The sequence below is a fragment of the Bacillus sp. JUb11 genome (assembly GCF_024807925.1).
Taxonomy (GTDB): Bacteria; Bacillota; Bacilli; order Bacillales; family Bacillaceae; genus Bacillus; species Bacillus altitudinis.
In genome coordinates, this window is record NZ_JANUEZ010000012.1 from 1 (window position 1) to 24,835 (window position 24,835).

The 24,835-nt window shown below is 41.6% G+C and carries 30 protein-coding genes and 9 tRNA genes; 24 read left to right on the plus strand and 15 right to left on the minus strand.

Annotation, left to right across the window (positions count from 1 at the left end; genetic code table 11):
- The first annotated feature begins 113 nt into the window (after positions 1 to 113).
- The 9 genes from M2369_RS17880 to M2369_RS17920 all read left to right on the plus strand — a co-directional run bounded on the left by M2369_RS17880 (position 114) and on the right by M2369_RS17920 (position 904).
- Positions 114 to 190 (plus strand) — tRNA-Met (locus M2369_RS17880).
- Between the two features lie 15 nt (positions 191 to 205).
- Positions 206 to 282: transfer RNA gene (locus M2369_RS17885), tRNA-Asp, on the plus strand.
- Positions 283 to 299: 17 nt separating this feature from the next.
- Positions 300 to 372: transfer RNA gene (locus tag M2369_RS17890), tRNA-Phe, on the plus strand.
- A gap of 24 nt (positions 373 to 396) precedes the next feature.
- Positions 397 to 472: transfer RNA gene (locus M2369_RS17895), tRNA-His, on the plus strand.
- An 11-nt stretch (positions 473 to 483) separates the two neighbouring features.
- Positions 484 to 557: transfer RNA gene (locus M2369_RS17900), tRNA-Gly, on the plus strand.
- Between the two features lie 16 nt (positions 558 to 573).
- Positions 574 to 650 (plus strand) — tRNA-Ile (locus tag M2369_RS17905).
- A gap of 6 nt (positions 651 to 656) precedes the next feature.
- Positions 657 to 731, plus strand: a tRNA-Asn gene (locus M2369_RS17910).
- Positions 732 to 734: 3 nt separating this feature from the next.
- Positions 735 to 825 (plus strand) — tRNA-Ser (locus M2369_RS17915).
- 7 nt (positions 826 to 832) lie between these two features.
- Positions 833 to 904: transfer RNA gene (locus tag M2369_RS17920), tRNA-Glu, on the plus strand.
- 76 nt (positions 905 to 980) lie between these two features.
- Here M2369_RS17920 and M2369_RS17925 read toward each other — a convergent pair.
- The 3 genes from M2369_RS17925 to M2369_RS17935 all read right to left on the minus strand — a co-directional run bounded on the left by M2369_RS17925 (position 981) and on the right by M2369_RS17935 (position 3,335).
- Complete coding sequence (locus tag M2369_RS17925; RefSeq protein ID WP_008342900.1) at positions 981 to 1,457, minus strand: TspO/MBR family protein; 477 nt, start codon at positions 1,455 to 1,457, stop codon at positions 981 to 983.
- 87 nt (positions 1,458 to 1,544) lie between these two features.
- On the minus strand, positions 1,545 to 2,279 hold the full coding sequence (locus M2369_RS17930; RefSeq protein ID WP_039168304.1) for a TraR/DksA C4-type zinc finger protein: 735 nt from the start codon (positions 2,277 to 2,279) through the stop codon (positions 1,545 to 1,547).
- 117 nt (positions 2,280 to 2,396) lie between these two features.
- Entirely contained in the window at positions 2,397 to 3,335 is a 939-nt protein-coding gene (locus M2369_RS17935; protein WP_058337238.1) for a 1,4-dihydroxy-2-naphthoate polyprenyltransferase, read from the minus strand.
- A 383-nt stretch (positions 3,336 to 3,718) separates the two neighbouring features.
- On the opposite strand from M2369_RS17935, the gene M2369_RS17940 reads away from it, so the two are divergent.
- From M2369_RS17940 to menC, 6 genes are all read left to right on the plus strand, one after another.
- A complete protein-coding gene (locus tag M2369_RS17940) occupies positions 3,719 to 5,137 on the plus strand; it encodes an isochorismate synthase (protein WP_039168306.1) in 1,419 nt (472 codons plus the stop codon).
- Positions 5,130 to 6,872, plus strand: a complete 1,743-nt coding sequence (gene menD, locus M2369_RS17945; RefSeq protein ID WP_259255486.1) for a 2-succinyl-5-enolpyruvyl-6-hydroxy-3-cyclohexene-1-carboxylic-acid synthase — start codon at positions 5,130 to 5,132, stop codon at positions 6,870 to 6,872. The genes M2369_RS17940 and menD overlap by 8 nt, the downstream gene beginning before the upstream one ends.
- Positions 6,857 to 7,687 (plus strand): 2-succinyl-6-hydroxy-2,4-cyclohexadiene-1-carboxylate synthase, encoded by an 831-nt coding sequence (gene menH, locus M2369_RS17950; protein ID WP_259255491.1) that lies wholly within the window; start codon positions 6,857 to 6,859, stop codon positions 7,685 to 7,687. The genes menD and menH overlap by 16 nt, the downstream gene beginning before the upstream one ends.
- 14 nt (positions 7,688 to 7,701) lie before the next feature.
- Complete coding sequence (gene menB, locus M2369_RS17955) at positions 7,702 to 8,520, plus strand: 1,4-dihydroxy-2-naphthoyl-CoA synthase (RefSeq protein WP_039168312.1); 819 nt, start codon at positions 7,702 to 7,704, stop codon at positions 8,518 to 8,520.
- Between the two features lie 70 nt (positions 8,521 to 8,590).
- Positions 8,591 to 10,051, plus strand: coding sequence for an o-succinylbenzoate--CoA ligase (locus M2369_RS17960; protein WP_259255497.1), 1,461 nt, complete (start codon positions 8,591 to 8,593; stop codon positions 10,049 to 10,051).
- Entirely contained in the window at positions 10,038 to 11,162 is a 1,125-nt protein-coding gene (menC, locus tag M2369_RS17965; protein WP_008342917.1) for an o-succinylbenzoate synthase, read from the plus strand. The genes M2369_RS17960 and menC overlap by 14 nt, the downstream gene beginning before the upstream one ends.
- Before the next feature lie 105 nt (positions 11,163 to 11,267).
- Here menC and M2369_RS17970 read toward each other — a convergent pair whose 3' ends face one another.
- The 4 genes from M2369_RS17970 to M2369_RS17985 form a co-directional block, all read right to left on the minus strand.
- Positions 11,268 to 11,459 (minus strand): hypothetical protein, encoded by a 192-nt coding sequence (locus M2369_RS17970; RefSeq protein WP_024720421.1) that lies wholly within the window; start codon positions 11,457 to 11,459, stop codon positions 11,268 to 11,270.
- A 25-nt stretch (positions 11,460 to 11,484) separates the two neighbouring features.
- On the minus strand, positions 11,485 to 11,643 hold the full coding sequence (locus tag M2369_RS17975; RefSeq protein WP_008360682.1) for a DUF1540 domain-containing protein: 159 nt from the start codon (positions 11,641 to 11,643) through the stop codon (positions 11,485 to 11,487).
- A gap of 68 nt (positions 11,644 to 11,711) precedes the next feature.
- Positions 11,712 to 12,758 carry a cytochrome d ubiquinol oxidase subunit II gene (locus M2369_RS17980; protein WP_259255578.1) on the minus strand — a complete coding sequence of 349 codons (1,047 nt, stop codon included), beginning with the start codon at positions 12,756 to 12,758 and terminating at the stop codon, positions 11,712 to 11,714.
- Between the two features lie 22 nt (positions 12,759 to 12,780).
- Entirely contained in the window at positions 12,781 to 14,112 is a 1,332-nt protein-coding gene (locus M2369_RS17985; RefSeq protein ID WP_017358375.1) for a cytochrome ubiquinol oxidase subunit I, read from the minus strand.
- Between the two features lie 175 nt (positions 14,113 to 14,287).
- On the opposite strand from M2369_RS17985, the gene M2369_RS17990 reads away from it, so the two are divergent.
- Positions 14,288 to 14,530: a type B 50S ribosomal protein L31 gene (locus M2369_RS17990; RefSeq protein WP_017358374.1), complete on the plus strand. Its 243-nt coding sequence runs from the start codon at positions 14,288 to 14,290 to the stop codon at positions 14,528 to 14,530.
- 77 nt (positions 14,531 to 14,607) lie between these two features.
- On the opposite strand, the gene M2369_RS17995 is transcribed toward M2369_RS17990, so the two are convergent.
- Positions 14,608 to 15,600, minus strand: coding sequence for a metal ABC transporter solute-binding protein, Zn/Mn family (locus M2369_RS17995; protein WP_259255505.1), 993 nt, complete (start codon positions 15,598 to 15,600; stop codon positions 14,608 to 14,610).
- 213 nt (positions 15,601 to 15,813) lie between these two features.
- Here M2369_RS17995 and M2369_RS18000 point away from each other — a divergent pair, with 213 nt between their 5' ends.
- Positions 15,814 to 16,380 (plus strand): beta-class carbonic anhydrase, encoded by a 567-nt coding sequence (locus M2369_RS18000; protein ID WP_017367908.1) that lies wholly within the window; start codon positions 15,814 to 15,816, stop codon positions 16,378 to 16,380.
- Between the two features lies 1 nt (position 16,381).
- Here the strand turns inward: M2369_RS18000 and yidD are convergent, their stop codons facing one another.
- Entirely contained in the window at positions 16,382 to 16,606 is a 225-nt protein-coding gene (gene yidD, locus M2369_RS18005) for a membrane protein insertion efficiency factor YidD (RefSeq protein ID WP_008342933.1), read from the minus strand.
- A gap of 128 nt (positions 16,607 to 16,734) precedes the next feature.
- Between yidD and M2369_RS18010 the strand changes: the two genes are divergently transcribed.
- Complete coding sequence (locus tag M2369_RS18010; protein ID WP_008342935.1) at positions 16,735 to 17,208, plus strand: S-ribosylhomocysteine lyase; 474 nt, start codon at positions 16,735 to 16,737, stop codon at positions 17,206 to 17,208.
- A 122-nt stretch (positions 17,209 to 17,330) separates the two neighbouring features.
- Entirely contained in the window at positions 17,331 to 17,768 is a 438-nt protein-coding gene (locus M2369_RS18015; protein ID WP_017358371.1) for a FixH family protein, read from the plus strand.
- An 8-nt stretch (positions 17,769 to 17,776) separates the two neighbouring features.
- Here M2369_RS18015 and ytzI read toward each other — a convergent pair whose 3' ends face one another.
- On the minus strand, positions 17,777 to 17,923 hold the full coding sequence (gene ytzI, locus M2369_RS18020) for a YtzI protein (RefSeq protein ID WP_017358370.1): 147 nt from the start codon (positions 17,921 to 17,923) through the stop codon (positions 17,777 to 17,779).
- A gap of 131 nt (positions 17,924 to 18,054) precedes the next feature.
- Between ytzI and M2369_RS18025 the strand changes: the two genes are divergently transcribed.
- From M2369_RS18025 to M2369_RS18040, 4 genes are all read left to right on the plus strand, one after another.
- Complete coding sequence (locus M2369_RS18025) at positions 18,055 to 18,492, plus strand: Dps family protein (protein ID WP_007501934.1); 438 nt, start codon at positions 18,055 to 18,057, stop codon at positions 18,490 to 18,492.
- Between the two features lie 124 nt (positions 18,493 to 18,616).
- On the plus strand, positions 18,617 to 18,808 hold the full coding sequence (locus M2369_RS18030; protein ID WP_008342942.1) for a hypothetical protein: 192 nt from the start codon (positions 18,617 to 18,619) through the stop codon (positions 18,806 to 18,808).
- Between the two features lie 157 nt (positions 18,809 to 18,965).
- Positions 18,966 to 19,370, plus strand: a complete 405-nt coding sequence (locus M2369_RS18035; protein WP_008342944.1) for a phage holin family protein — start codon at positions 18,966 to 18,968, stop codon at positions 19,368 to 19,370.
- A 43-nt stretch (positions 19,371 to 19,413) separates the two neighbouring features.
- Entirely contained in the window at positions 19,414 to 19,722 is a 309-nt protein-coding gene (locus tag M2369_RS18040; RefSeq protein WP_017358369.1) for a hypothetical protein, read from the plus strand.
- Positions 19,723 to 19,915: 193 nt separating this feature from the next.
- Here the strand turns inward: M2369_RS18040 and M2369_RS18045 are convergent, their stop codons facing one another.
- Both M2369_RS18045 and M2369_RS18050 read right to left on the minus strand, forming a co-directional pair.
- Positions 19,916 to 20,698, minus strand: a complete 783-nt coding sequence (locus tag M2369_RS18045) for an AIM24 family protein (protein WP_008342947.1) — start codon at positions 20,696 to 20,698, stop codon at positions 19,916 to 19,918.
- Between the two features lie 22 nt (positions 20,699 to 20,720).
- Entirely contained in the window at positions 20,721 to 21,374 is a 654-nt protein-coding gene (locus M2369_RS18050) for a TerD family protein (RefSeq protein ID WP_017358368.1), read from the minus strand.
- Between the two features lie 246 nt (positions 21,375 to 21,620).
- Between M2369_RS18050 and ytkD the strand changes: the two genes are divergently transcribed.
- Positions 21,621 to 22,097: an RNA deprotection pyrophosphohydrolase gene (gene ytkD / locus M2369_RS18055; RefSeq protein WP_259255521.1), complete on the plus strand. Its 477-nt coding sequence runs from the start codon at positions 21,621 to 21,623 to the stop codon at positions 22,095 to 22,097.
- Positions 22,098 to 22,127: 30 nt separating this feature from the next.
- Here the strand turns inward: ytkD and M2369_RS18060 are convergent, their stop codons facing one another.
- The 3 genes from M2369_RS18060 to M2369_RS18070 are packed head-to-tail and all read right to left on the minus strand — an operon-like array spanning position 22,128 to position 24,696.
- A complete protein-coding gene (locus M2369_RS18060; protein WP_370529235.1) occupies positions 22,128 to 22,874 on the minus strand; it encodes an ABC transporter permease in 747 nt (248 codons plus the stop codon).
- A 34-nt stretch (positions 22,875 to 22,908) separates the two neighbouring features.
- A complete protein-coding gene (locus tag M2369_RS18065) occupies positions 22,909 to 23,679 on the minus strand; it encodes an ABC transporter ATP-binding protein (protein WP_008342956.1) in 771 nt (256 codons plus the stop codon).
- 15 nt (positions 23,680 to 23,694) lie between these two features.
- Positions 23,695 to 24,696, minus strand: a complete 1,002-nt coding sequence (locus M2369_RS18070; RefSeq protein WP_024719321.1) for an ABC transporter substrate-binding protein — start codon at positions 24,694 to 24,696, stop codon at positions 23,695 to 23,697.
- Positions 24,697 to 24,835 lie beyond the last annotated feature (139 nt).

The following is a 24,835-nucleotide window of genomic DNA, read 5'->3' on the forward strand; positions in this document are numbered from 1 at the left end:
AGGAATACCCAAGTCCGGCTGAAGGGATCGGTCTTGAAAACCGACAGGGGTGTCAAAGCCCGCGGGGGTTCGAATCCCTCTTCCTCCGCCATATTTTTAAAAAATGATATCATCGCGGGGTGGAGCAGTTCGGTAGCTCGTCGGGCTCATAACCCGAAGGTCGCAGGTTCAAATCCTGCCCCCGCAACCAAATTTTTTCTCTAATGGTCCGGTAGTTCAGTTGGTTAGAATGCCTGCCTGTCACGCAGGAGGTCGCGGGTTCGAGTCCCGTCCGGACCGCCATTTTCAAATGAATACATGGCTCGGTAGCTCAGTTGGTAGAGCAACGGACTGAAAATCCGTGTGTCGGCGGTTCGATTCCGTCCCGAGCCACTTTTACAAATAAATATCAGTATGGCGGTTGTGGCGAAGTGGTTAACGCACCAGATTGTGGCTCTGGCACTCGTGGGTTCGATTCCCATCAATCGCCCCATACATATTTTTGCGGGTGTAGTTTAGTGGTAAAACCTCAGCCTTCCAAGCTGATGTCGTGGGTTCGATTCCCATCACCCGCTCCATTTGCATATCGTTCATGGGCCTGTAGCTCAGCTGGTTAGAGCGCACGCCTGATAAGCGTGAGGTCGGTGGTTCGAGTCCACTCAGGCCCACCATGACTTTCCGCAGTAGCTCAGTGGTAGAGCTATCGGCTGTTAACCGATCGGTCGTAGGTTCGAATCCTACCTGCGGAGCCAAATGGAGAAGTACTCAAGTGGCTGAAGAGGCGCCCCTGCTAAGGGTGTAGGTCGCGCAAGCGGCGCGAGGGTTCAAATCCCTCCTTCTCCGCCATTTTTCTGGCCCGTTGGTCAAGCGGTTAAGACACCGCCCTTTCACGGCGGTAACACGGGTTCGAATCCCGTACGGGTCATTTTTTAAAGAGGTCTAATAAAGACCTCTTTTTTATTTTCCACAAAACGAAAGACCGCCATCATAGCGGTCTTTTCTTACATATTCATGGAATAGATCGTATAAGACAAGTATGTCGCAAAGAATCCCCATAAAACATAAGGAATTAATAAAATTGGGACAACATTGCTTAGTTTACGTGAGACGATGACAAGTGCGAGTGCTGTCAGTGCTACAAGCAGGCAGTCGATCGTAGCTGCAAATAAATCTTTTTGTGTAAATTGAAAAAAGCTAAAGGCTTGATTGAATACATAATTTAAAAGAAACAGAATCCAAAATGGTAATGTGATTTTTTGAAAACCATACTTTGCATAAATGATGGCGGCAGATAACGAAATGAGGGCGAATAAGACAGCCCAGACCGCACCGATGACACCACCACTAGGTGTCCATTCAGGTTTATTTAGTGCGTCATACCATTCTCTGTCGATAGGGAACAGGAACCCTGCAATAGAAAATAATGCGTATGTAATAAAGAAGACGATAACCGCCCAAATGATACTTTTTTTAGCCATCCAGAAATCTCCTCCCAATCAATTCATTCTTCAACTTATTTCCCAATTATTACATGATATAAACATCAAGCCCCCAATATGTGGGGACTAATCATTTTTTTTAGTATAAGGTTCTTCTTCATACGGCTTCAAGTCACCAAACACTGTCATGACGCCTTCTTCATCTAATGCTTCTTCATAAGCTTCGTGTGCTTTATTTGGATAGACCTTGCTTGCTTTACCTTCAATATCAGCAGCTGCGAATCCTTCGTAGTCTTCCACATAATCTTCATCTTCTGATTGTGTATACACATCATCGTATGTCAATGGAGGAAATTCCATATCGGATGGGGTATCAGAGTTCCCATAGCGTTCTACGTCTTGGTAGGCATCTTCACCATCATATGCAGCACTTTCTTCATTTTCAAATTGCCCTGAGGGCGGACTTAATAAGTCCTCTTCAATGGGACGGTTTTGTGAAACGGTCTGTTCTTTTGAATGCTCTGTGCATGTGACGGCGGTGGGAAGGGCTTCTAAGCGTTCTTTAGGAATAGGGGCTTTACACACTTTACACAAACCATAAGAGCCGTCTGCCATTGCTTGGAGTGCTTCATTGATGTCGGACAGATGCTCATGTTCCAAACTGTTTAAGGCAATGTCTTTTCCGCGTTCGAATAGTTCTGTCCCTTGGTCGCCAGGGTGGTTATCATAGGCTGACAGTTCGCCCACTGAATCATAAGGAAATGATACTTTCTGTTCATCATCATGGCTTTTGGCTTCAATTTCTTGTTTTTCATCGAGAAGTCGCTGCTTCAACTGATGTAATTCGTTTTTAGACAACAAAGCGATCACCCTTTCATATCAAACATATTGTTAGTATGAGCAAATTTTTATGTAAGACTTGTGCCAATTTGAAGCAATTCTTCAATAAAAAACGCCTGCGGCTGCAGGCGTTTCGTGTTATGCGAGATAATATTGTAAGATCAATGCGATCGTTAACAGGAAACCAAAAAACGTATTGGTTTGTGCTGTCGACTTCATGGCATTCATTAATTCAATTGGTTTTTCTTTTTGCTTAAATTCTTTAATGGCTGTATAAGCTTTTGGCACACTGAGTAAGACAAGAAGACTCCAAAGACCCACGATATCCATAAAGATATAAACAAAAATGAGTACATATGAGATCACAAACATGGAAAGTAGGATGTTGACTGCCGCTTTACGTCCAGCTAGGATAGCAAGTGTCTTTCGTCCATTCTCTTTATCACCGTCTAAATCACGGATATTGTTCGACAGTAAGATGGCACCAACTAAAATAGAGATAGGTAATGAAATGAGCACAGCTTTTGATGTCAATGTTCCTGTTTGGATATAGAAACTAATTAAAATGATGCCTAGTCCCATAAAAGCACCTGATACAAGTTCTCCAAATGGTGTATAAGCAATTGGTACAGGGCCACCGGTATAAAAATAGCCTGCTGCCATACAAATTAGTCCTATGAGTGCAATCCACCAGCTAGACATCATGCAAATATAGATCCCAAGTAATAAAGAAAGCGCGAATAAGGCATAAGCGAGGCCTAAAACTGTTTTTGGTTTTACACCGTTTCTCACGATCGCTCCGCCGATACCGACAGATTTCTCATTGTCCAATCCGCGAACATAATCAAAGTACTCATTAAACATGTTCGTTGCAATTTGGATAAACATCGATGCAAATAGCATAGCTAAAAATAGCCCAACATGTATTTGATCACTCGGAAGTGCTAGGACAGTTCCTAAAGTAACGGGAATAAATGCCGCTGTTAATGTATGCGGTCGTAGTAAATTCCACCAAATCCGCCAGTTCTTATCAGGCTTAATTGGTGAAAGCTGATCTGATATCGATTGATGCTGCATAAAATATACTCCTTTAAATAAAAAAATACGTACACGTCCAAATTCCAGTTTAGCAAAGTTCAAAAAGGTGTCAATATATTGATGCGATGAAACAAGAAAAAGATGTTTGCTAATCGTTCCCATCTAGAGAGAAAGCTTGATCTTCGAACAGGTCTTACCATTTTTTAAGGGATGTTCTCATTTCAATAAGCGGGAGCGAAAAAATCTTGAAAGCGTGATATAATAAGGATTCGAGGTTTTAAAAGCTGTTTTCTTTACTAAGTTCATCTGTTAAGGTTTATAATAGAAAAGCAGGTCATTCGACATACTCGAATGTTCATGTATTTTTTTACATGATGGTTTTATTTTTATATGTTATTTCATGGATTTTGGAGGAATGTATCATGGTGACAACAGTGCAAAGTACTTTCCGGCAGGAAGCGCTTGCGACATTAGAAGAAGCGAATAACGTCAACCATGCTGTTTTGATAAGCTACTCCAGAAGAGTTGACGATCTGGATCCACTTGCCTTTTTCCAAAGCGGCGAAGCGGATTTTTTAGGCGAGCGGTTTTTTTGGTCTGATCCAGAAAGCCAAATGATATTTTCTGGACTTGGCAGAGCGGCCGTGATTAAATCATCAGAGCAAGGCAAAGAACGATTCAATATCGTCCATCAAGAATGGGAGCAGCTGAAACAGCATATGTTCCATTTTCATGATGAGAAGGAGTTAAAGCAAGCGGCAGTTGGTCCGCTTTTATTTGGAGGATTTTCATTTGATCCATACGAAGAAAAGGCGCGTCACTGGGAAGCATTTGGCGAGGCTCATTTTTTTGTGCCATCGATGATGCTGACTGTTTCAAAAGAAGGCACGTTTCTAACGATCAATGAATGGAACGAGGTGGACGGGAATGTTCATCAGCTCATTCAAGAGTTAGAACAGAAAGCTTCTAATTTTGATGCATTGCCTGTCAGAAATCATGGACAAGCTGAGCTTGTTCATATGGAGGAGTTAGATGTCCAGGAATGGATGAAAGCAATCCATGAAGCGACAGAACACATTCGTGTGAACGAATATGAAAAGGTTGTTTTAGCAAGAGAAGTCTTGCTTCACTATAAAAATCAAATAGAACTCGCTCCACTATTAGCAGAATTACTAAAACATCAAACAACGAGTTATGTATTTGCTATAGAGCAGGGAAGACAAGCATTTGTCGGGGCGACGCCTGAACGTTTAGTGAAAAAAAGCGGTGGTGAAGTCTTTTCATCGTGTTTGGCAGGTTCCATTGTACGTGGTCAAAATGAAGTAGAAGATCAGGCACTAGGTGAGGAACTGCTTCATGATGAGAAAAATTTGATTGAACATCAAATTGTCGTGAATATGATTGAGCAGGCATTTGAAGCAAACTGCCATCATGTGCATAAGCCAAATCAACCAAGTCTTTATAAAACGAAAAACATTCAGCATTTATTTACACCCATTGTGGGAGAAATTAAAAGCAGCTGTTCACTCTTTTCATTAATTGAACAGCTTCATCCAACACCAGCGCTTGGAGGATATCCTAAGGAAAAAGCGGTAGAGGTGATTCGTGAAATCGAACCGTTGAAACGCGGTTGGTATGCGGCGCCAGTGGGATGGATTGATTCTAAGGACAATGGAGAATTTGCTGTCGCCATTCGATCAGGTCTTATTGAGGAAGACCAAGTTCGTTTGTTTGCTGGATGTGGAATTGTAGAGGATTCCCTTGCAAAACAAGAGTATGAAGAAACGCAAGTGAAATTAAGACCAATGCTGTCTGCTCTTGGAGGTCGTCCTATTGAATAATCAAATCATGACAAGATATATTGGCAGATTAATGGATGAATTTGTGCAAAGTGGTGTGAATGAGGCAGTTGTTTGTCCTGGCTCCCGTTCAACACCGCTTGCGATGCTCGCTCTTGCTCATCAAGAAATCAATGTCCATGTGTTAGTGGATGAACGGTCTGCTGCTTTTTATGCACTGGGTCTTGCGAAAGCGAGCCAAACACCAGTGCTACTCATTTGTACATCAGGTACGGCAGCAGCTAACTTTTACCCAGCTGTTGTCGAGGCACATTATTCTCGGGTACCATTGATTGTTTTAACTGCTGATCGGCCGCACGAATTGAGGGAGGTTGGGGCACCTCAAGCGATTGATCAGCAATTCTTATTCGGTAAGTTTGTTAAATGGTTCACAGACTTAGCCTTGCCAGAAGAAAGCCAAACGATGCTGCGGTATGTCCAAACTGCTGCTGCCAGGGCAAGTCATGTGTCTATGCAGGAGCCAAAGGGACCAGTTCAAGTGAATGTGCCGCTGAGAGAACCATTGTTACCTGACTTGTCTATTGATCCTTTTGATAGAGAAGAAGGAGCTGCGAACAAAGTTTTAGCAGCAGGTCAAGCTCGTCCGGATGATCGGGTTATGTCAGAATTAGTGTCTATCATGAACAAAGCGGCAAAAGGAATCATTGTTGCTGGTGAACTTCACTCGCCGGAAGAGCAGGCGTCAGTGTTACGTCTTGCAAAAGCTTTGCATCTGCCAATTTTAGCTGACCCGCTTTCTCTTTTGCGAAATGGACATGAAAGTGAAGAATACATCATAGATGCATACGATTCTTTGTTAAAAGATGAGGCATTGCAGGAGCACCTCTTGCCTGAAATGGTCATTCGTTTTGGACCGATGCCTGTGTCTAAGCCTTTATTTAAGTGGTTGGAAAAGCATGCGGAAGTGAAGCAGATTGTCGTCGATGCTGCGGGTGGTTATCGAGATCCTGGTTTAAGCGCATCATACATGATTGAAAGTCATGTAGCCTCTTTTGTAGAAGAAGTCTTGATGAGAGCGGAAAAGCGTCAGGATACATCTTATTTACGACGTTGGCAGAGTGTCAATTCTTCATTTAGAATGCATGTAAATCAATACAATGATGAGGACCTGACATTTGAGGGAAATGTGTATCGTCAGCTGCAGCACCTTTTGCCAAAAGAGAGCGTGCTCTTTATCGGAAATAGTATGCCTATTCGAGATGTCGATACCTTTTTTGAAACGCAGTCAAAACCGTTTCGGATGATGGCGAATCGCGGATCAAATGGCATTGATGGTGTTGTGTCCACAGCTCTTGGAACATATGCAGCCTTGAAACAACCCATCACTTTAGTCATCGGCGATTTATCTTTTTATCATGATATGAACGGTCTTCTTGCAGCTAAGCTAATGGACATTCCGCTCACGGTTGTGTTGTTAAACAATGATGGTGGAGGAATCTTTTCTTTCCTTCCGCAGGCATCCGATGAACCGTATTATGAAAAGCTCTTTGGTACGCCGACTGGGTTGAATTTTGAGTATGCATCAAAGCTATATGGGGGAACCTATTCGAAGCCGACAACGAAAGAAGAGTTAAAAGATGTGTACTTGGCGCATATCCAAGAACCAGGGCTTCATTTAATTGAGGTTGAAACTGACCGGCATTCTCGCGTGGGCAAACATCGCCAAATGATGGACGAGATATTGAGGGAAGTGAAAAAAGAATGCCTTCACTCATAATACGAATGCACGATGGTGTGGCGTATGAGGTGATAGAACATAACCCATCTGCTGAAAATGCCACGTTATGTTTACATGGTTTTACAGGGAGTGCAGCTTCTTGGGCTTTTTTGAATACTTATACACAAAAACATACGAGATTGATTCAGGTCAGCTTGCTTGGACATGGTCGCACAGACTCACCAAAGAGTATAAGAAGATATGCAATGTCCCAACAGCTGGCAGATCTTGCTGAGATTTTAGATCAATTAAAGCTTCACAAAGTGAACATTCTCGGATATTCTATGGGAGGGCGTATTGCTTTATCATTTGCCTCCCGTTATCCAGAACGTGTAAACAAGCTGATTCTTGAGAGTACATCTCCAGGGCTGAACTCTTTTAAAGAGCGGATGGAGAGGCTGAATCATGATCATCAGCTAGCTCAAAAGATCAGACATGAAGGGTTAGCGCAGTTTGTGGATTTTTGGGAGAACATTCCGCTGTTTGCTTCGCAGAAATCCTTGCCAGCGGACAGGCTAACGCAACTGAGAGAGGGAAGGCTAAAAGCCGATCCTAACGGGCTGGCTCGCAGCTTAGAAGGTATAGGAACCGGTTCACAGCCGTCTATGTGGCAAGCATTAAAGCAGATAAAACAGCCTGTTTTACTCATTTGCGGAACACTTGATAAAAAGTTTTGTCACATCGCCAAACGTATGCAGCAGGCGCTTGAATACAGTCAATTCACAGTAGTAGAGCATGCCGGGCATACAGTTCATGTGGAACAACCACATTTTTTTGGTAAAATAGTAAGTGAGTTTATTTTATCGCAAGATTAGAGGAGGAAATATTGATGGCTATTGAATGGCAAACTGAGCGTCAGTATGACGAAATTTTATATGAAACATATAATGGGATTGCAAAAATTACCATTAACCGTCCGCACGTACATAATGCCTTTACACCAAAGACTGTAAGTGAATTAATTGATGCATTCTCACGTGCTCGTGACAATTCAGAAGTTGGTGTCATTGTCCTTGCAGGTGCTGGAGGTAAAGCATTCTGTTCTGGTGGAGACCAAAAAGTACGCGGTCATGGCGGCTATGTAGGAGACGATCAAATTCCGCGTCTAAACGTCCTAGACTTACAGCGTTTAATTCGTGTCATTCCAAAACCAGTTATTGCGATGGTTGCGGGCTATGCGATTGGCGGCGGGCACGTGCTTCATGTCGTGTGTGACCTGACCATTGCAGCAGACAATGCGATTTTTGGACAAACAGGACCAAAAGTGGGCAGCTTTGATGCTGGTTATGGATCTGGCTATCTTGCACGTATTGTGGGTCATAAGAAAGCAAGAGAGATCTGGTACTTATGTCGTCAATACAATGCACAAGAAGCGCTTGATATGGGACTTGTCAACACAGTTGTACCATTAGAGCAGCTGGAAGAAGAAACAGTGAAGTGGTGTGAGGACATGCTAGAAAAGAGCCCGACTGCTTTACGATTCTTGAAAGCTGCATTTAATGCGGACACAGATGGATTAGCTGGTATTCAGCAATTTGCGGGAGATGCGACTCTTCTTTATTACACAACAGATGAAGCAAAAGAAGGACGCGATTCCTTTAAGGAAAAACGGAAGCCAGACTTCGGTCAGTTCCCTCGTTTCCCTTGATTCAATGATATGGATGAAAACAGCTTAGTGCATCAGACTGAGCTGTTTTCTTTTATGAAAAGGAGGTGTCATGATGAAGCAACCCAATTGGCTGCTGCACCGTGCGTATTTAACGCCAGACCGGGTCGCACTCATTTATCAAGACAAAGAGTGGACATTTCGTGATTTAGCGAATGATGTAGACCAACTTGCGAATCGACTGACACGTGTCTCTTTTAAAAAAGGGGATACGGTTGCGATTTTAATGAACAACCATCCTCATATGGTCATGCTTGTTCACGCTTGTTTTTTATTAGGCTTCAAGATTGTGTTATTGAACAATAAGTTAACAAAAGCAGAGAGACGTTTTCAGTTGGAAGATGCGAAAGTCATGGCTTTATTAACAGAGCCTGCATATGCAAATGAGCATCAAGGTGATTTACCTGTTTATACAATAGAGACTTTACCTGATGCAGATCATGATATGGAAAAGAAGGTCGTACATGATATTGATTTAAATGAGACGGCGACGATTATGTATACATCTGGAACGACAGGACGCCCTAAAGGGGTGGAGCAAACGTTTGGTAATCATTTTCATAGTGCTGTTTCCTCGGCATTGAATTTAGGAATCAGGGAGGACGACCGCTGGCTCATTGCCTTGCCTCTTTTTCATATAAGCGGTTTATCCGCTATATTTAAATCTGTCATATACGGTATGACTGTCGTGCTACATCAAAAGTTTGATGTCGATGAAGTCAAGAATGCTATTGAACAGCATCGAGTGACGATGTTGTCAGTTGTTCAAACCATGCTGTCCCGTTTATTAAGTGGACTTGAAGAATGTCCGTCTTCTTTGCGCTGCCTGCTGTTAGGCGGAGGCCCTGCGCCTTATGCGATGCTTCAAGAGAGTAAGGAGAAAGGATTTCCTGTGTTTCAATCGTACGGTATGACGGAGACCTGCTCGCAAATTGTGACACTTGCGCCAGAATTTAGTGTGGAAAAGCTTGGATCAGCGGGAAAACCCCTTTTTGGGTGTGAATTAAAGATTCAAGATGAGGACCGTCCGTGTCGTCCTTTTGAGCATGGTGAAATCATGGTAAAAGGTGCAAATGTCATGAAAGGCTACCTTCATCGTCAAGAGGCAACAGCTGCTGCATTTGAGCAGGGCTGGCTGAAAACGGGTGATATTGGCTATGTAGATGAGGACGGATTCTTATTTGTGCTTGATCGGCGGTCAGACTTAATTATTTCTGGCGGAGAAAATATTTATCCAGCAGAAATTGAAGCAGTTCTTTTAACACATCCAAATGTAAAGGAAGCCGGAGTGACGGGTATATATGATAAAAAATGGGGAGAGGTACCTGCTGCCTTCCTTGTGACAGATGAGCAGATTCCGGAGAATGAGCTCTATGCTTTATGTCAGTCGCAATTAGCCAAGTATAAATGGCCCGCCGCTTTTCACTTTGTGGATGAACTGCCAAGGAATGCGTCGAATAAATTGCAGAGGCACAGACTCAAATCAAAGGGGTTTTTAGATGATTCAAATTGAACGTGTGATCTTATATCATGTCACGATGAAACTCAAACAGCCATTTACAACGAGCCTTGGGACCATTTCAGAGCGTGAGTTTATTATTGTCGAGGTCAAAGATCAAACAGGATTAACTGGATGGGGAGAGGTATCTGCCTTCTCTTCTCCGTGGTATACAGAAGAAACCATCGAGACCTGCTATCACATGCTCAGGGCTTTCTTTATCCCGAACGTGCTGACCCGATCTTTTACACATCCTTCGGACATACCAGACAGCTTGTACCATTTTAAAGGCAATAGAATGGCCAAAGCGGGAATTGAGGCAGCTGTGTGGGATATTTATGCAAAGCGAGAAAATAAGTCCTTACGTGACGTCTTAGGCGGTACTAGAGATAGAATTCCATCTGGTGTCGTTGCGGGGTTAGGACCAATAGATGATATGATTCAGCAAATCGAGCAATTTGTTGATCAAGGCTATCAGCGTGTGAAAGTGAAGATTAAGCCGGGACAAGATATTGGACTTCTACAAAAGATAAGAGAGTCTTTCCCTCACCTTCCGTTAATGGCGGATGCAAACTCTGCTTATGAATTAAAAGATATTAGCAAACTGAAGCAGCTCGACGATATTCGTTTATTAATGATTGAACAGCCTTTAGCCGCAGATGACATTGTCGATCATCGGCATTTGCAAAAGCATTTAAAAACACCAATCTGTTTGGATGAAAGTATTTGTTCTTTAGATGATGCGAGAAAAGCTGTAGAACTTGGAAGCTGTCAGATTATTAATGTGAAGCCTTCACGTGTTGGAGGGCTGACTGAAGCACTTAAAATTCATGCGTTCTGCAAGGAGCAGCAGATTCCGTTATGGTGCGGTGGAATGATTGAAACAGGCATTTCTCGCGCGCAAAACGTGGCCCTTGCATCACTTCCGCAATTTACGATTCCTGGGGATATTTCAGCATCGTCGAAATATTGGGAGCAGGATATCATTTTTCCTGAAATTAAAGTTGAAAATGGGTTTATTGAAGTACCGCGTTCTCCAGGTATGGGTGTAGAAGTTGATTATCAAGCGCTTCGTTCTTTCTCAGATAAAATTGATGTGTTTACAAAACATGATTTTGTGAAATGAAAACGAATGAATCGCCATTTGCACCATCAATAGAACCACTGTATAGTTGAGGAAAGTTTTTCCTTCCTGTCTGAACAAAAAGAAAGAGCGGTCATCCGCTCTTTCTTACTCTTCTACAAGCCCGCTGTCGTAAGCAAGCTGTCCAATATACTGATGCATGTCATTGGGCATGTCGGAAACATGTCCGTATTCATAATCCCAAAGATTTAAAAAGGAGTGAGCTGCTTGATAAAATGCAGCCTCGTCCGCGTCCTGAATTTCTTCAAGAAACGTTTGAGTAAGCCGATCGTTTTTCAAAGCGAAGCGCCTCCTTTAATGAGACTTAAAGATCTTGAGGTTTAAACGTTTTACAGTCAGTTTCTTCACTTTTCTCAGCCGTATTTCCTGTATGGCTGACGACATAAATTGCATCTGCACCACAACGATTTCCAGCATTCCAGTAGGAACAGTTGTTTACTTCACAAAGGATTTTTTGACTCATACAGATGACCTCCTTTTGAGTATGTCTTTCATCTATAATGTAACCGAAGTAAGGGTCGTTCATTCATGTTAATCTTCCTGACGAATATAACGCTTATCTTTCATAAACAATTTCCAGAAGAAGTAGAACCCAGGGAATAGGATGATAAACCCTACAATATACGTAATAAATAATGCCCTAAATGTGACGGGATCTGTAAACCCAGACATGATGGTAATATCAGGATAGGCCATATAGGGCAAATGCGCATGTCCATACACATAGCTTGCTAAGAAATATTGAATTGTAATGGCGATAACCGCTAAACGTGCTCTCCCTTTCCGATGTTTAAAGCGGCTGTTTGGTAAAAATAGAGCCAAACCTGCAAGCAAAAACATGAGTAGAGAAACAAGCAGGATCGGGATGTTCTGCATCATTTTTGTGAACAGCCAATTGGCCTCACTTCTCAGTGTGAGCATGATAAAGAAAGCCATCATGAGAGAAAGCGGACCTGTAATCAGTGCTCCTCTTCTATAAATGTTATAAGCCTCATCTTCGTTTGCAACATTAGAAAAATCAGCTAAAAGCAAAGATGAGAGGAAAAGGGTACTGAAAATCGCAAAACCTACGAAAGAATAGACATTTGCGCTTGTAAAGACCAATCCTAAATCTAATGAGTAGACATTATTCTCCTGAAAGATGAATCCACCATGTGTAATGGGGAGAACCATGATGAGGATGGACGGAATAATAAAGCCGCTAATTCCTGAAATATATGTCACGGCTTTTCTATATTTTTTAGGTAGTGAATGAGAGAAGACGAGAAATCCGCTTCGCAGTGCAAGAAGCAACAAAATAATGCTGCCAGGTATTAATAGAACAGTGCCTAGCACAAATGTTGCACCTGGAAACAGGCTAAACAAGGCAACGACGATGGCCACAATGAAGACGTTTGTTACTTCCCAAGTGGGAGAAAGATACTTATTTGCGATATTTGCGGCCTTTGTCTGCTCTTTGTTCATGTAAATCATTGACCAAAATCCTGCACCGAAATCCATTGATGCCATCACTGCATAGATAAACACGAATCCCCATAAGATGGTGATTGCAATGAGTGCATCAGTTGTTACATCCATTTGCATCAAGATCGCTCCCTTTTTAAGATTCTGTTAACCGTAAGTCTTCTTCAATTGAATGTTTTCTAAAGTAGTACGTCAGTACAATCACAGTTGCGATGCCTAAAATGAGATAGACAATGGCAAAAAGGATGAAAAGTGTACCGATAGATCCTGATGATGTGACGACTTCAGAGGTTTTGAGCATTCGATAAATCACCCATGGCTGACGGCCTGTACAGGCAAAGATCCAGCCAAATTCAATCGCCAAAAGACTAAGAGGTCCGCCAAATAAATAAAGGACAAGCAGCCATTTTGGATAATGGTCGCGTTTTAAAATTTTGCGGTAAAACAGTGCTAACACAGCAAAGAAAATGAGCAATGAGCCGATAATGACCATTCCGTTAAATAATGTGTGAATAAATAAAGGCGGCCACTCGTCCCTAGGGAAATCATTTAACCCTTTAACCACAGTATCAAAGCTATTTCCTGCAAGAAAACTAAGTGCCCAAGGGATTTCGATAGCTCCTTTGATTTCTTGCGTATTGGCATCAGTAAAACCGCCAATGGCTAGAGGCGCATGTGATTGCGTTTCAAATAAACCTTCAGCACCCGCTAATTTTTCAGGCTGATATTCATACAGAAGCTGAGCTGATTCGTGACCGTTTAAGGCTGTGAGAAAAGAGAAAAGTCCACCAACAATCAGTCCAAGAAAAAGGGCTTTTCGATGAAAGGTATAGAGCTTTTCGTTTTTTCTTGTTTTCAACATTTTAAATGCAGCGACAGAAGCAATGACAAAAGCGCCTGTTGTAAAAGCAGACAGTACGACGTGAGTAGCAGTTACAACAAAACTAGGATTGAAAAATGCCTTCCAAGGTTCGATATTCGTTATTTCTCCATTGACCATTTGAAAGCCAGCGGGTGTTCCTTCAAAAGCATGTACGTTTGTAATGAGAATCGCTGAAGCTGCTGCACCAATGACAACGAAAATAACGGTAATGATGCGCATGGCTGGTGATAAACGATCTGCTGCGTACACATAAATAGACATAAATAATGCTTCAATAAAGAAAGCATAAATTTCTATTTGAAATGGCAGTGACATGACTTTTCCGATGACCTCCATAAAACCAGGCCATAGAAGGGCAAGCTGCGTACCAGCAATGGTACCGGTTGGAATGGCAACCCCTAACAGAACAGCCTGCGCTTTTGTCCATCGTTTGGCCATGATGGCATAATGCGGGTCCTTCGTTTTTTGAAAGATGAGTTCAGCTAACAAAATCATTAGCGGGATGCCTACGCCAAGCGAGGCATAAATAATATGGAAGCCCATTGTTGTGCCGAACAGACTTCTAGCTAAAACGAGATCAGTCAATTTTTTCTCCGCCTTTCTTATCGCATCTCTTTTGATGGTGTTTATTATTCTCCACCATTTTTAGATTATTCTTCCTGACTAAGAAAGCTTGTTTTTTGACAAGTTGTAAAAGGGGGAGTAGAATATAACTATAAAACGTAACCATTACGTTTTAATGATGGAGGGAGTTTTGACATTGAAAAGAGATATTCATCCAACCTCACATGAAGTTGTATTTATGGACGTAAACAGCGGTTACCGCTTCTTAAGTAGATCAACAAAGACATCACATGAGACCGTAGAGTGGGAAGATGGGAAGACTTATCCTGTCATTAAAGTAGAGACAAGCTCTGATACGCATCCATTTTATACAGGACGCCAGAAATTCGGAGAAAAAGGCGGCAGAGCGGAGCAGTTTAAGAAAAAATATCAAATGTAAACAAAGAAACACACCTGATCATGGTGTGTTTTTTTGTGCAGTAAAAAACCCCGGCTGATCGCACGGGGTTCATGAATTCATTCAACATTTAAAGCTGTTTTTAATGTGTTTAAGTTTTGTTTCATTAAGCTGACATAGCTTTCGCCATTTTTAGCATCATCTTCTGTAATGGATTCTAGATTTTTCAGTGTAAGGCTTTTTGCCCCAATTTCACTGCGAATCGTATCTGATACTTTACTGCTGACGTTATTTTCAAAAATGACATACTTGATGTGATGCTTTTCTGCCTGTTGTACGATATTTTCAAGCTGTTTTTGGGAAGGCTCTTCAGAAGCAGAGAGTCCTAGTACACTGATTTGCTCAATGCCATAGCGTTTTTCCCAGTAGCCGTATGCAGCGTGAGAAACAAGAATTTCTTTATGTTCTGCTTTAGATAACGTTGTTTTGAATTCCTGATCTAACGATTGTAATTCTTTTTTTAGTGATTCATAGTTTTTTGTGTATTCGTCTTTATGATCTGGATCTAGTGAAACGAGTGTGTCTTTAATGTTTTTTGCCATTTGCTGTGCATAAACAGGGTCTAGCCATGCATGGGGATCTTTATCTCCGTGGTCGTGTCCATCATGGTCATGATCTTCACCTTCATGATCGTGATCATGGTCCTCCCCTTCTTCATGAGCATGTTCTTCTTGTGTTGATAATAGCTTGATGCCTTCGGCTGCTTTCACTGTTTTCACGCCTTGGTCTTTTAACGTAGAAGCCGTTTTATCAGCAAATGCTTCAGCACCTGTTCCGCTGTAAATAAAGGCATCTCCTTCAGCCATTTCAACCATCGTTTTTGAACTTGGTTCAAAGCTGTGTGCATCTGCATTGGCAGGGTACACACTTTGAGCGTTCACGTGAGAGCCGCCAATTTTTTCAGTGAAATCTTGAATAGGGAAGATCGTCGTGTAAATGATTAATTTCCCGTCTGCTTTTCCTTTTGAAGCATTTGTCCCCGCACTGCTTGAGCAAGCGGCAAGACCGACCGCTAATAAAGCAGCTGTTAAAATAAAAAAGATTTTTTTCATCTAAGAATGTCTCCTCTCAACCTATTAGATAGAAATGATTACGATTTAATGTCCTGAGTTATTGTATCGTAATAATTACGATTTGAAAAGAGGAAAATAAAAAATTTTCATCAGAAGATGTTTCCTCTAAAAAAATAGACGTCAAAACGTGACGAAATTTAAAACATTGTGCTATATTTATTTTTAAAAAAAGAAAAAGGAATGGACAAACTTATGAAACTTTTAGACGAAATCATCGAATATAACCAACAATTTATTGAAGAGAAGCGATATGAAGAGTTTACAACAACGAAGTTTCCACAGAAAAAAGCTGTCATTCTATCATGTATGGATACAAGACTTGTTGAACTGCTTCCACGCGCCATGAACATGAAAAATGGCGATATTAAAATTGTCAAAAGTGCTGGCGCTCTTGTTTCTCACCCATTTGGAAGTATTATGCGAAGCATTTTAGTGGCTGTTTATGAATTGAATGCTGACGAGGTGTACGTCATTGGGCATCACGATTGTGGGATGAGTAAAATAGACAGCGAAACACTCTTAAATAAAGCCATTGAGCGTGGTATTCCAGAAAAACGAATTGAAGTACTGGAATACTCAGGAATCGATTTTAAACAGTGGCTCAAAAGCTTTAGCTCAGTTGAAGAAAGTGTGAAAGACAGTGTATCTGTCGTTAAAAATCATCCGCTTCTTCCATCTAATGTGCCTGTACATGGTCTTGTCATTGATCCTGGGACAGGTAAGCTTGACTTAGTTGTCAACGGTTATGAAGAAAAGTAAGTTATTTTTCCTTTTTAGGCGGGACCGGATCCATGCCTCCAGGATGCAGCGGGTGACATTTTAAAATTCGCTTAATCGTGAGCCAGCCGCCTTTTAAAGCACCATGCGTTTTGATCGCCTCTAGCCCGTAGTTTGAGCAAGTGGGGTAAAACCTGCAGCTCGGCGGTGTCAGAGGGGAAATGCATTTTTGATAAAAGCGAATGATGCCGATAAAAATTTGTTTCATAAAGGTTCCTCCTTGTCTGTCTTTTCACAGTATAAGAAAAAAGGACAAGGAAGGGAAGTTTTATAAACTAAACTGGTCGGAACAATATGTTATAATATAGGAAATTGCAATTATAGGAGTGGTGATTAATGCCTTCAGTTGAAAGCTTTGAACTTGACCATAATGCTGTAAAAGCACCTTACGTTCGTCATTGCGGCGTTCATAAAGTGGGATCAGATGGGGAAGTGAACAAATTTGATATCCGTTTTTGTCAGCCAAACAAGCAGGCAATGAAACCTGATACGATTCATACATTAGAGCATTTACTTGCGTTTAATATTAGAACACACTCAGAGAAATACGATCATTTTGATATCATCGATATTTCTCCAATGGGCTGCCAGACTGGCTACTATTTAGTTGTCAGCGGTGCACCGACACCAAGAGAGATCGTTGAACTGCTTGATGCAACATTCAAAGATGCAGTGGAAGTAACAGAAATTCCTGCTGCAAATGAAGAGCAGTGCGGTCAAGCGAAGCTTCATGATCTTGAAGGAGCAAAACGTTTAATGCGTTTCTGGCTGTCTCAGGATCAAGAAGAGCTATTAAAAGTATTTGGATAATCAGTAAGATGATGAACCGGACATATTGAATGTCCGGTTTTTTATATGAAATGAAACGAGAGCTGTTAAAATAGGGGATATTTGTTAAAATGGACATGTCAGTAAAAAAGGGGGATACACGAATGCGGAAAATGGTAGGAATCATTTTGATGCTCGCATTACTTAGTGCATGTGGAAACTCGGCAGCGAGCAATGACAAGGGAGAAGTGCCTGAGCTATTAGAAGTCAAACTAACAGGACCGGAGCAAGTGGAGAAAAATGAAAACGTTATCGTAAAAGCAGCTGTCACATATGGTGATACGCCTGTTGATGATGCAGATGATGTTCAATTTGAAGTGTGGAAAGATGGCGACAAGGATAACAGCAAGATGATTCAGCCAAAGAAAAAGGAGAAAGGTGTATATGAATTGCATACAGCTTTCAAACAAGATGGCCTTTATATCATACAAGTCCATGTGACAGCTAAACAGCAGCATAATATGCCGAAGACAAACATCCATGTAGGTGATGTGAAAAAAGAGAGTTCATCTACTGAAGAAGAAGATACCTCACATCATTGAAAGCGGTTTTATTTTGGGTTAGGACGTTGGTTTGGTTCAGCATCCTGTGGTGAATCGACTTTATGCTTGTAATCATAAGCCTTTGATGTCGTCCACAGTGATAAAAAGACAACGATTGAGATAATGATAAAGCTGATAATCCCAAGTAACAGCATCTAACTCCCTCCTTATTTCCATATTAACATATATTTCATGCGGTCAAAATAGAAGAAAATGATGGCAGGTTTCAGTATAATAAAAAAAGGGTAATCCCATACTAAACGCAACTACATAAGGAGGAATCAACATGTCTGAAAAATTATTAAACGTCGTCAATAAACAAGTAGCAGATTGGACTGTGCTTTACGTAAAATTACATAACTATCACTGGTATGTAAAGGGAAAAGATTTCTTTACACTCCATGAAAAATTCGAAGAATTATATACAGAAACAGCCACTTATATCGATGATTTGGCTGAGCGTATGCTCGCATTAAATGGACAACCTGTTGCGACAATGAAAGAGTGCTTGGAAATTTCTAGCATTCAAGAAGCGGAAGGCAATGAATCAGCCGAGCAAATGGTGAAAAATCTGTATGATGATTTCTCTAATATTGCAGAAGAACTTAAGCGAGGCATGGAGCTGGCTGCAGAAGTTGGCGATGAAACAACAGGTGATATGCTGCTTGCAATTCATCAATCCATTGAAAAACACAACTGGATGCTAAAAGCATACTTAGGATAAGCGAATGTGAAAGGAATGTCGATCATCAAACAGATCGGCATTCTTTTTTTGTGGATTTGTGACAGACAGCCCATTGAATTGATGGGGCTTTCAGCCGAAGAGAAAAGGGAAGGGAGGGGAGAAGATGTCCTCAATTGCAGGAATGATGAGCCAGCAAGTGGCGAGTATTCAAAAAACACTTAATATCAGTTTATTGAATTCACAGCTTGCCACGAACACAGCCCAAGCCATGGTGATGCTCGATCAAGTGCAGCAGCAGCCTCAAGCTGTTCAGCCCAAAGATTCAGACGCTACGTTTATTGATGTCAGAGTTTAACCAAGAAAGCCGCCGTCACAGGCGGCTCTTTTTATGCGCTTCACGAATTTTTTGAACAGCTAACCATGCCTTTATTTTTTGTCGTCCAAGCTATTCATCAAATGCGGCATATACTATTGAGGTAAGAAGTTCCACTATGAAAGGATGTTGATGCCAAGTGAGCAAGGATTTAGGCATCTTTTCGTTGTTTACAGTCAGTTTGTCGGCAATGGGCTTTCTGTTTGGTGGAGCAGGATATTTACTCATGATATTAGTGACACTCATGGCTATAGAATTAATTTGTTCAAGCCTAAGAGAATCTGTGACTGGACAACTTACGATGAAGCGTTTTTTGACCAGGCTTGTTCGAAAGGTTGTGACGATCTCTTTAATATCCATGGCACATTTCTTCGATGTCATGCTGAAGACTGGGGGGACAATTAAGGATTTAGCGCTCATCTTTTATATTATTTATGAATCGTACCAGATTGTCTCAACAGCCAGAGCTCTCGGAATTCCCATTCCACAGTTGTTTATTGATGTGTTAGACATGATTAAAAATAAATTGCGCAAAAAGCCGTAATTTCTTCATATCTGGTCATACTAAAGGAAAAAGGATGAATCAGATGGCGACACACACATACTATGTATCCGTTCAAGACGGATCAATCTCACAGCACAGAGACGCGGCTGCTTGGCAATTTCAGATAGAAGCAGATGATGACCAAATCTTGCAGTTAAGAGAGTATTTTGATGAACAGTATATGACAGATTGGAAAGGTTTCTTTCGGGCGCATGTTCCATTTCTTGAATATCATTATGATAGTCCAAACGACGAAATGGACAGGAAAAGAAAAGAGATTTACTCGATGATTCATGATCTCGGTAACGAAGAGACAAAGAACTTTATTGAGACCAATGGACTGATGAATTGAAAAAGCATGTAGACAAACCCTCGCATTCTTTGTCAGGTGCTCATGAATGTGAAATTCGCTCCGCGTCAGTACTCGTTTTTCCTAGACTGCAAAGGTTTTCTATCACGCTGAAAAGAAGACAAAAGGCTAAAAGAAAGTTCATTTTAGCCTTTTGTCAACGATCTGAAAGTATGTAGAGACATTCTACATGCTTTTATTTTCGAGGCTGTAAGATACCGCCGATTAGATCACTGATTCCGCCTCTATTTTCCTGCTGTGAGTTGGTGATTTCGTGTGAGGTACTCTGACTCTGGGGTTTGTACCGGTTATCATCTATCCCGACCCGCATTCCAGATGTTCGTTCAGATGGCTGGATAATCACAATTTGGTCCTGTTCATGAAATTCAAACAAGTAGGATTCGCCTGATGTTTGTCCAATGAACGTTTTCCAGTTCACATCTAATTTGACTTTCGGTGCTTTGCCCGTCCAAGCGACAATGGCGTCAGGATCTACACGGCAAGGTGCTTTTAAAATCAGCGGGTTTCCATTTGTTTTGATGGCAACCTGCGCCCCGTGACCTTGATACGAGAGCTTTGAAGTAAATAGCCCTTTCTGTGATAAAATCCCAACGCCTACTGGTGTCACGCCATAGTGACATTCTTCAGTAAAGGCAAGTAAATCTTCACTTTCCACGCTAACATGTTGCCAAGGACCGTTCGGCTCAAGATTGATGACGGTCACATGCTCGCTAGAATCAGCCAAGTAGCAAGTGCCTTGTCCACTCACTTCCATCATCTCAAGGTTTTCACCTGTTAATTTTCTGCTAATATGATTAAATACTTGGCTGACCATATTACCTTTATTCGTCCCAAGTAATCGTTTACGGTATTGAAATGTACCTTGATCGGCAATCATAGCGCCTTTTTTGGCAAAAAAGATCCCGTTGCCTTCTGCTTGTAAGGTCAATTCTTCGATCGTGTTGAAATGAAATCCCATTCGTGCCAGCTCCTTTTCTTCGTCAAGATGTGAATCCGTAGATGCGGCATAAGTCATTTAAATCAAGGGTCGTACCTTGTCCGGTTGCGGTGATTTTCCATTCGTTCTCAACTCTCGTTAGTTCAGCACAAATGATGGATGTACAAAATGAATAATCCTCTGTTAACTGAAAGGTACAAATCTCCTGTTGTGTGATTTGATCTGAAAGGCGCAAGTATGCATTGGTCACCTGTCCAAAATGATGTGCCCGCTCGTGTGCATCATGTATCGTGGCTGTTACGACGATTTTCTGAATATCGGGTGAGACTCTGCTCAGCTGCATAATAATGATCTCATTGTCCCGATGGCCTCCGCCGACCTGATGATCACCTAGATGGCGAACAGCTCCATCTAAGCTTTGCTGCTGATGATAATAGATCAGGTGTTTTGGAGACAGAAGCTTGTCCTCTTCATTTAAGAGAAACACTTGCGTATCTAAATCAATTGGCTGACCAGATAAGTCCCAGCCAAGTCCGATATGAAGTTGATCTACATTTGGATTGTCTTTTGTTAAATCTAACTTTTGTCCTTTCATGAGGTGTTTCTTCACTGCCTCAAGAGAAGCGTCTTCTTTCTCATGTTGCCTCATTGGCCATGCTTTGTTATTTTCTTGTTTTGATCCATTTGTGATGCTCATGCTGGTTTCCTCCTCGTCTGTGTAGGACAAACACTTATTGATTTACGTCATCATGGGCAAAAGGTTTCATGATTAAAATGGGATGAGGATGGAGATGATAAAAAGGTTTTAGCAAGAATACTTATTTTACATACAGACGAGATAGAAGCACTCGTTTGTTTCACTTTTCATAAAAATTCTTCAGAGAAATGTGATCTGTGGTATGATGTTTTACAAGAAGCAAGGACAGGATATGAGGGATTTCACATGCATGTATTTAAAGATTATTATCATAATACGGTCAAGCTCTCTTTTGAAGAGCAGCCTTTTTCAAGTCATCCTAAGCATGTTTGGGCTATTTGCCGCTATCAAGGAAAATGGCTACTTACTGAACATGAGGATCGAGGCTACGAGTTTCCAGGAGGGAAAGTAGAGCCAAATGAAGAAGCAGATCAAGCCGCTATACGAGAGATTCACGAAGAGACGGGTGCTGTTGTTCGTGAATTAACGTATATTGGTCAATATCAGGTGCTGGGCAGAGAGAAAGTCATTGTCAAAAATATTTATTTCGCCGATATTGAAAGGCTCGTCAAGCAGGACACGTATTTTGAAACGAAAGGACCCGTTCTTTTCGCAAACTTACCAAGATCCATCGCAAAAAATAAAAATTTCAGTTTTATTATGAAAGATGATGTGTTAAGACAAAGTCTTGCTTATTTAGAAAAGAACGGTTTGATTCGTTAAAAAAAGCGCAGGGAAACGACCCTGCGCTTTTTATTTTTGCAGAAAACGGCGTTCCAGCCATTCAACAAGCTGATACATGATGGTGGCGAAGACGGCGATAATGAAAAGACTTAAGAACACGAGTGTAAAGTTGAAGACTTGAAAGCCATAGATGATCATATAGCCGAGTCCTTTTGAGGAAACAAGGAATTCTCCCACAATGACCCCAACCCAAGAAAGACCAACATTGACCTTAATGGCAGAGATCATCGTTGGAATACTTGCTGGTAAAATGACCTCACGGAAGACCGTTCTTTTTTTCGCGCCAAAGGTTTTCATGACTTTTAAATAATTCTCATCGACTTCTTGAAAGGCTGTATAAATGACGATGGTGGTAATGATCACACTGATAATGGCACCCATCGCGACAATGCTGATCATGCCTGGTCCAAGGGCAACAATTAAAATGGGGGCGAGAGCGACTTTCGGCATCGCATTTAAAATAACCAAATAAGGATCAAGTACATTTGCAAGACGGGTGGACCACCATAAGGCGGCGGCTAATAAAATGCCGCAAAAAGTACCAAGTAGAAAGCCGAGCACTGTTTCAAATAGCGTAATGCTCATATGATTAATTAATGAACCATCTGATAATTTTTGTACAAACAATTGGCAGACGGCAGAGGGTGAACTGAAAATGAGCGGGTCAATCAGTCTGAAATGGCTCGCAAGCTCCCAAAGCGAAAAGAAACTGGCGAAAATGATCAACTGGTAGACTCGTGTCATGCGTTTTTCCATTCGAACTTTTTTTCGATAGGCTTCATGTAAAAGATCACTGTGTTTCAACTGTCTTCAGCTCCTTCCAAATCGTTTGAAAGAGCTCTTGGAAACTTGCTGTCTGTCTCGCTTCAAAAGGAGAGAGCGTCCTCAGATCATCGGGAACGGTAAACATTCGCTGGATAGAGCCGGGATGCTTTGAGAATAAGAAAATGCGATCGCTCATCGCAATGGCTTCGCCGATGTCATGCGTGACAAGAACAGCCGTTTTTTGGTAGTTTTTTAATGTGTGAAAGACGAGGTCTTCTAATGTCAGTTTCGTCTGGTAATCTAGTGCTGAAAATGGCTCATCTAGCAGAAGCAGGCCGGGATCAACTGCAAGTGTTCGGGCGAGAGCCGCACGCTGCCTCATCCCGCCTGACAGCTCCTTCGGGTATTTTTCTTCGACATCATTGAGTCCAAGCTTTGGCAGTAAGCTAAGGGCAGCTGAGGTGGCTTCATGTGAATCTTGTTTTGCAATTTTTAACCCGAGAATGACATTTTCCTTGATCGTTTTCCATGGGAACAAATAATCTTGCTGGAGCATATAACCGATTTGATGCTCCTGTTGATTCGGTTCTTTTCCTTCGATTAAAATTCGACCTTCAGAGGGTGGCGTAATGCCTGCGATGATGGAAAGCAAGGTTGTTTTCCCGCAACCGCTAGGACCAATAAATGAGATGAATTCACCTTGAGTGATCTCCATATTGATGTGCTGTATGGCCGTTGTTTTTTCTTTTAAAGAGAAGTATGTGTGGGTCACATGGTCAATTTGAAGGAAAGACATGTGCTACCTCCTGTTCTATTTGTGATCTGTGACCTTCTTGGCAATGGATGAATCGACAAGTTGTTTGTACGGGATAAATTCCGGCAGTTCACCACTTGCCTTCATGATTTCCTGTAATTTGTTCCATTCCTCTTCATTTAGAAGGGGATCTGTTGCATAGGAGTTCTGCTGTTTGTAGCGTTTGATAGCTGTTGATAAGACATCAAGGTCTGTATCAGGAAATTGAGATTGGATTGTCTTGGCAATCTCCTCTGGACTCTTTGCTTTGACCCATTTTTGCGCTTTGTAAATGGCACGGGTAAAGGCTTCAGCTGTCTCTTTGTTTTCTTCTAAGTAACTCTTCTTTGCCATAAAGGTGGTATAAGGCACCTTCCCGGAAGCCTCACCAAAGGAGGCGGTAATGTACCCTTTGCCTTCTTTTTCAATTAAGGAAGCTGTCGGTTCGAATAACTGTACAAAATCGCCAGTTCCAGAGGAAAAAGCACCTGAAATGTTGGCAAAATCAATATTTTGAATCATGCGAAGATCTTGTTTCAAATCAATGCCTTCTTTTTTCAGGACATATTCACCGACCATTTGCGGCATGCCGCCTTTCCGTTGTCCGAGAAAGTCTTTTCCTTTCAATTGATCCCAAGAGAATTGATTGATTTTTTCCCTTGAAACAAGAAATGTACCGTCTGTTTGTGTCAGCTGTGCAAAGTTCATGACAGAGTCTTTCGTGTCTTGTGCTTCCACATAAATAGAAGATTCAGATCCGGTCAGAGCGATATCAGCGCCGCCAGATAAGAGAGCTGTCATTGTTTTATCGCCGCCCCAAGTGGTTTTTAATTCAACCTCTAAGCCTTCATCTTTGAAAAATCCTTCGGATAGGGCGACATAAAGCGGTGCATAAAAGACCGAATGAGTCACCTCGGCTACTTGTACGGTCTGCTCTTGGTCTTTTTTACAGGCGACAAATGGAATAAAGAGCAGGACAACGAATATGAATGCCAGTCTGACTTTAATGGAACGATTCAAGAGTAATTCGCCTCCTTTGTTCTAGATCACTAATTAAAGTATGTCAAAAGGGATTTTTGGTGAGTGCCTAGATGAAATAAGAAGCGCATTGTTTATTTATAGAACGTGTCTTTTTTTCTATACTAGAAGCATGAATGCT

What these genes read in the sequence shown, in the direction of transcription:
- M2369_RS17975 (WP_008360682.1), bottom strand. Translation starts at nt 11,643, where the DNA reads ATGAGTCAAAAAATCCTTTGTGAAGTAAACAACTGTTCCTACTGGAAT.
- M2369_RS17960 (WP_259255497.1), top strand. Translation starts at nt 8,591, where the DNA reads ATGATGAAGCAACCCAATTGGCTGCTGCACCGTGCGTATTTAACGCCA.
- menH (WP_259255491.1), top strand. Translation starts at nt 6,857, where the DNA reads ATGCCTTCACTCATAATACGAATGCACGATGGTGTGGCGTATGAGGTG.
- M2369_RS18000 (WP_017367908.1), top strand. Translation starts at nt 15,814, where the DNA reads ATGAAACTTTTAGACGAAATCATCGAATATAACCAACAATTTATTGAA.
- M2369_RS17935 (WP_058337238.1), bottom strand. Translation starts at nt 3,335, where the DNA reads ATGCAGCATCAATCGATATCAGATCAGCTTTCACCAATTAAGCCTGAT.
- yidD (WP_008342933.1), bottom strand. Translation starts at nt 16,606, where the DNA reads ATGAAACAAATTTTTATCGGCATCATTCGCTTTTATCAAAAATGCATT.
- M2369_RS18065 (WP_008342956.1), bottom strand. Translation starts at nt 23,679, where the DNA reads ATGTCTTTCCTTCAAATTGACCATGTGACCCACACATACTTCTCTTTA.
- M2369_RS17995 (WP_259255505.1), bottom strand. Translation starts at nt 15,600, where the DNA reads ATGAAAAAAATCTTTTTTATTTTAACAGCTGCTTTATTAGCGGTCGGT.
- M2369_RS18010 (WP_008342935.1), top strand. Translation starts at nt 16,735, where the DNA reads ATGCCTTCAGTTGAAAGCTTTGAACTTGACCATAATGCTGTAAAAGCA.
- M2369_RS18045 (WP_008342947.1), bottom strand. Translation starts at nt 20,698, where the DNA reads ATGGGATTTCATTTCAACACGATCGAAGAATTGACCTTACAAGCAGAA.
- M2369_RS18050 (WP_017358368.1), bottom strand. Translation starts at nt 21,374, where the DNA reads ATGAGCATCACAAATGGATCAAAACAAGAAAATAACAAAGCATGGCCA.
- menB (WP_039168312.1), top strand. Translation starts at nt 7,702, where the DNA reads ATGGCTATTGAATGGCAAACTGAGCGTCAGTATGACGAAATTTTATAT.
- M2369_RS18040 (WP_017358369.1), top strand. Translation starts at nt 19,414, where the DNA reads ATGGCGACACACACATACTATGTATCCGTTCAAGACGGATCAATCTCA.
- menC (WP_008342917.1), top strand. Translation starts at nt 10,038, where the DNA reads ATGATTCAAATTGAACGTGTGATCTTATATCATGTCACGATGAAACTC.
- M2369_RS18060 (WP_370529235.1), bottom strand. Translation starts at nt 22,874, where the DNA reads ATGGAAAAACGCATGACACGAGTCTACCAGTTGATCATTTTCGCCAGT.
- M2369_RS17925 (WP_008342900.1), bottom strand. Translation starts at nt 1,457, where the DNA reads ATGGCTAAAAAAAGTATCATTTGGGCGGTTATCGTCTTCTTTATTACA.
- M2369_RS18025 (WP_007501934.1), top strand. Translation starts at nt 18,055, where the DNA reads ATGTCTGAAAAATTATTAAACGTCGTCAATAAACAAGTAGCAGATTGG.
- M2369_RS18015 (WP_017358371.1), top strand. Translation starts at nt 17,331, where the DNA reads ATGCGGAAAATGGTAGGAATCATTTTGATGCTCGCATTACTTAGTGCA.
- ytkD (WP_259255521.1), top strand. Translation starts at nt 21,621, where the DNA reads ATGCATGTATTTAAAGATTATTATCATAATACGGTCAAGCTCTCTTTT.
- M2369_RS17980 (WP_259255578.1), bottom strand. Translation starts at nt 12,758, where the DNA reads ATGGATGTAACAACTGATGCACTCATTGCAATCACCATCTTATGGGGA.
- M2369_RS18030 (WP_008342942.1), top strand. Translation starts at nt 18,617, where the DNA reads ATGTCCTCAATTGCAGGAATGATGAGCCAGCAAGTGGCGAGTATTCAA.
- ytzI (WP_017358370.1), bottom strand. Translation starts at nt 17,923, where the DNA reads ATGCTGTTACTTGGGATTATCAGCTTTATCATTATCTCAATCGTTGTC.
- M2369_RS17940 (WP_039168306.1), top strand. Translation starts at nt 3,719, where the DNA reads ATGGTGACAACAGTGCAAAGTACTTTCCGGCAGGAAGCGCTTGCGACA.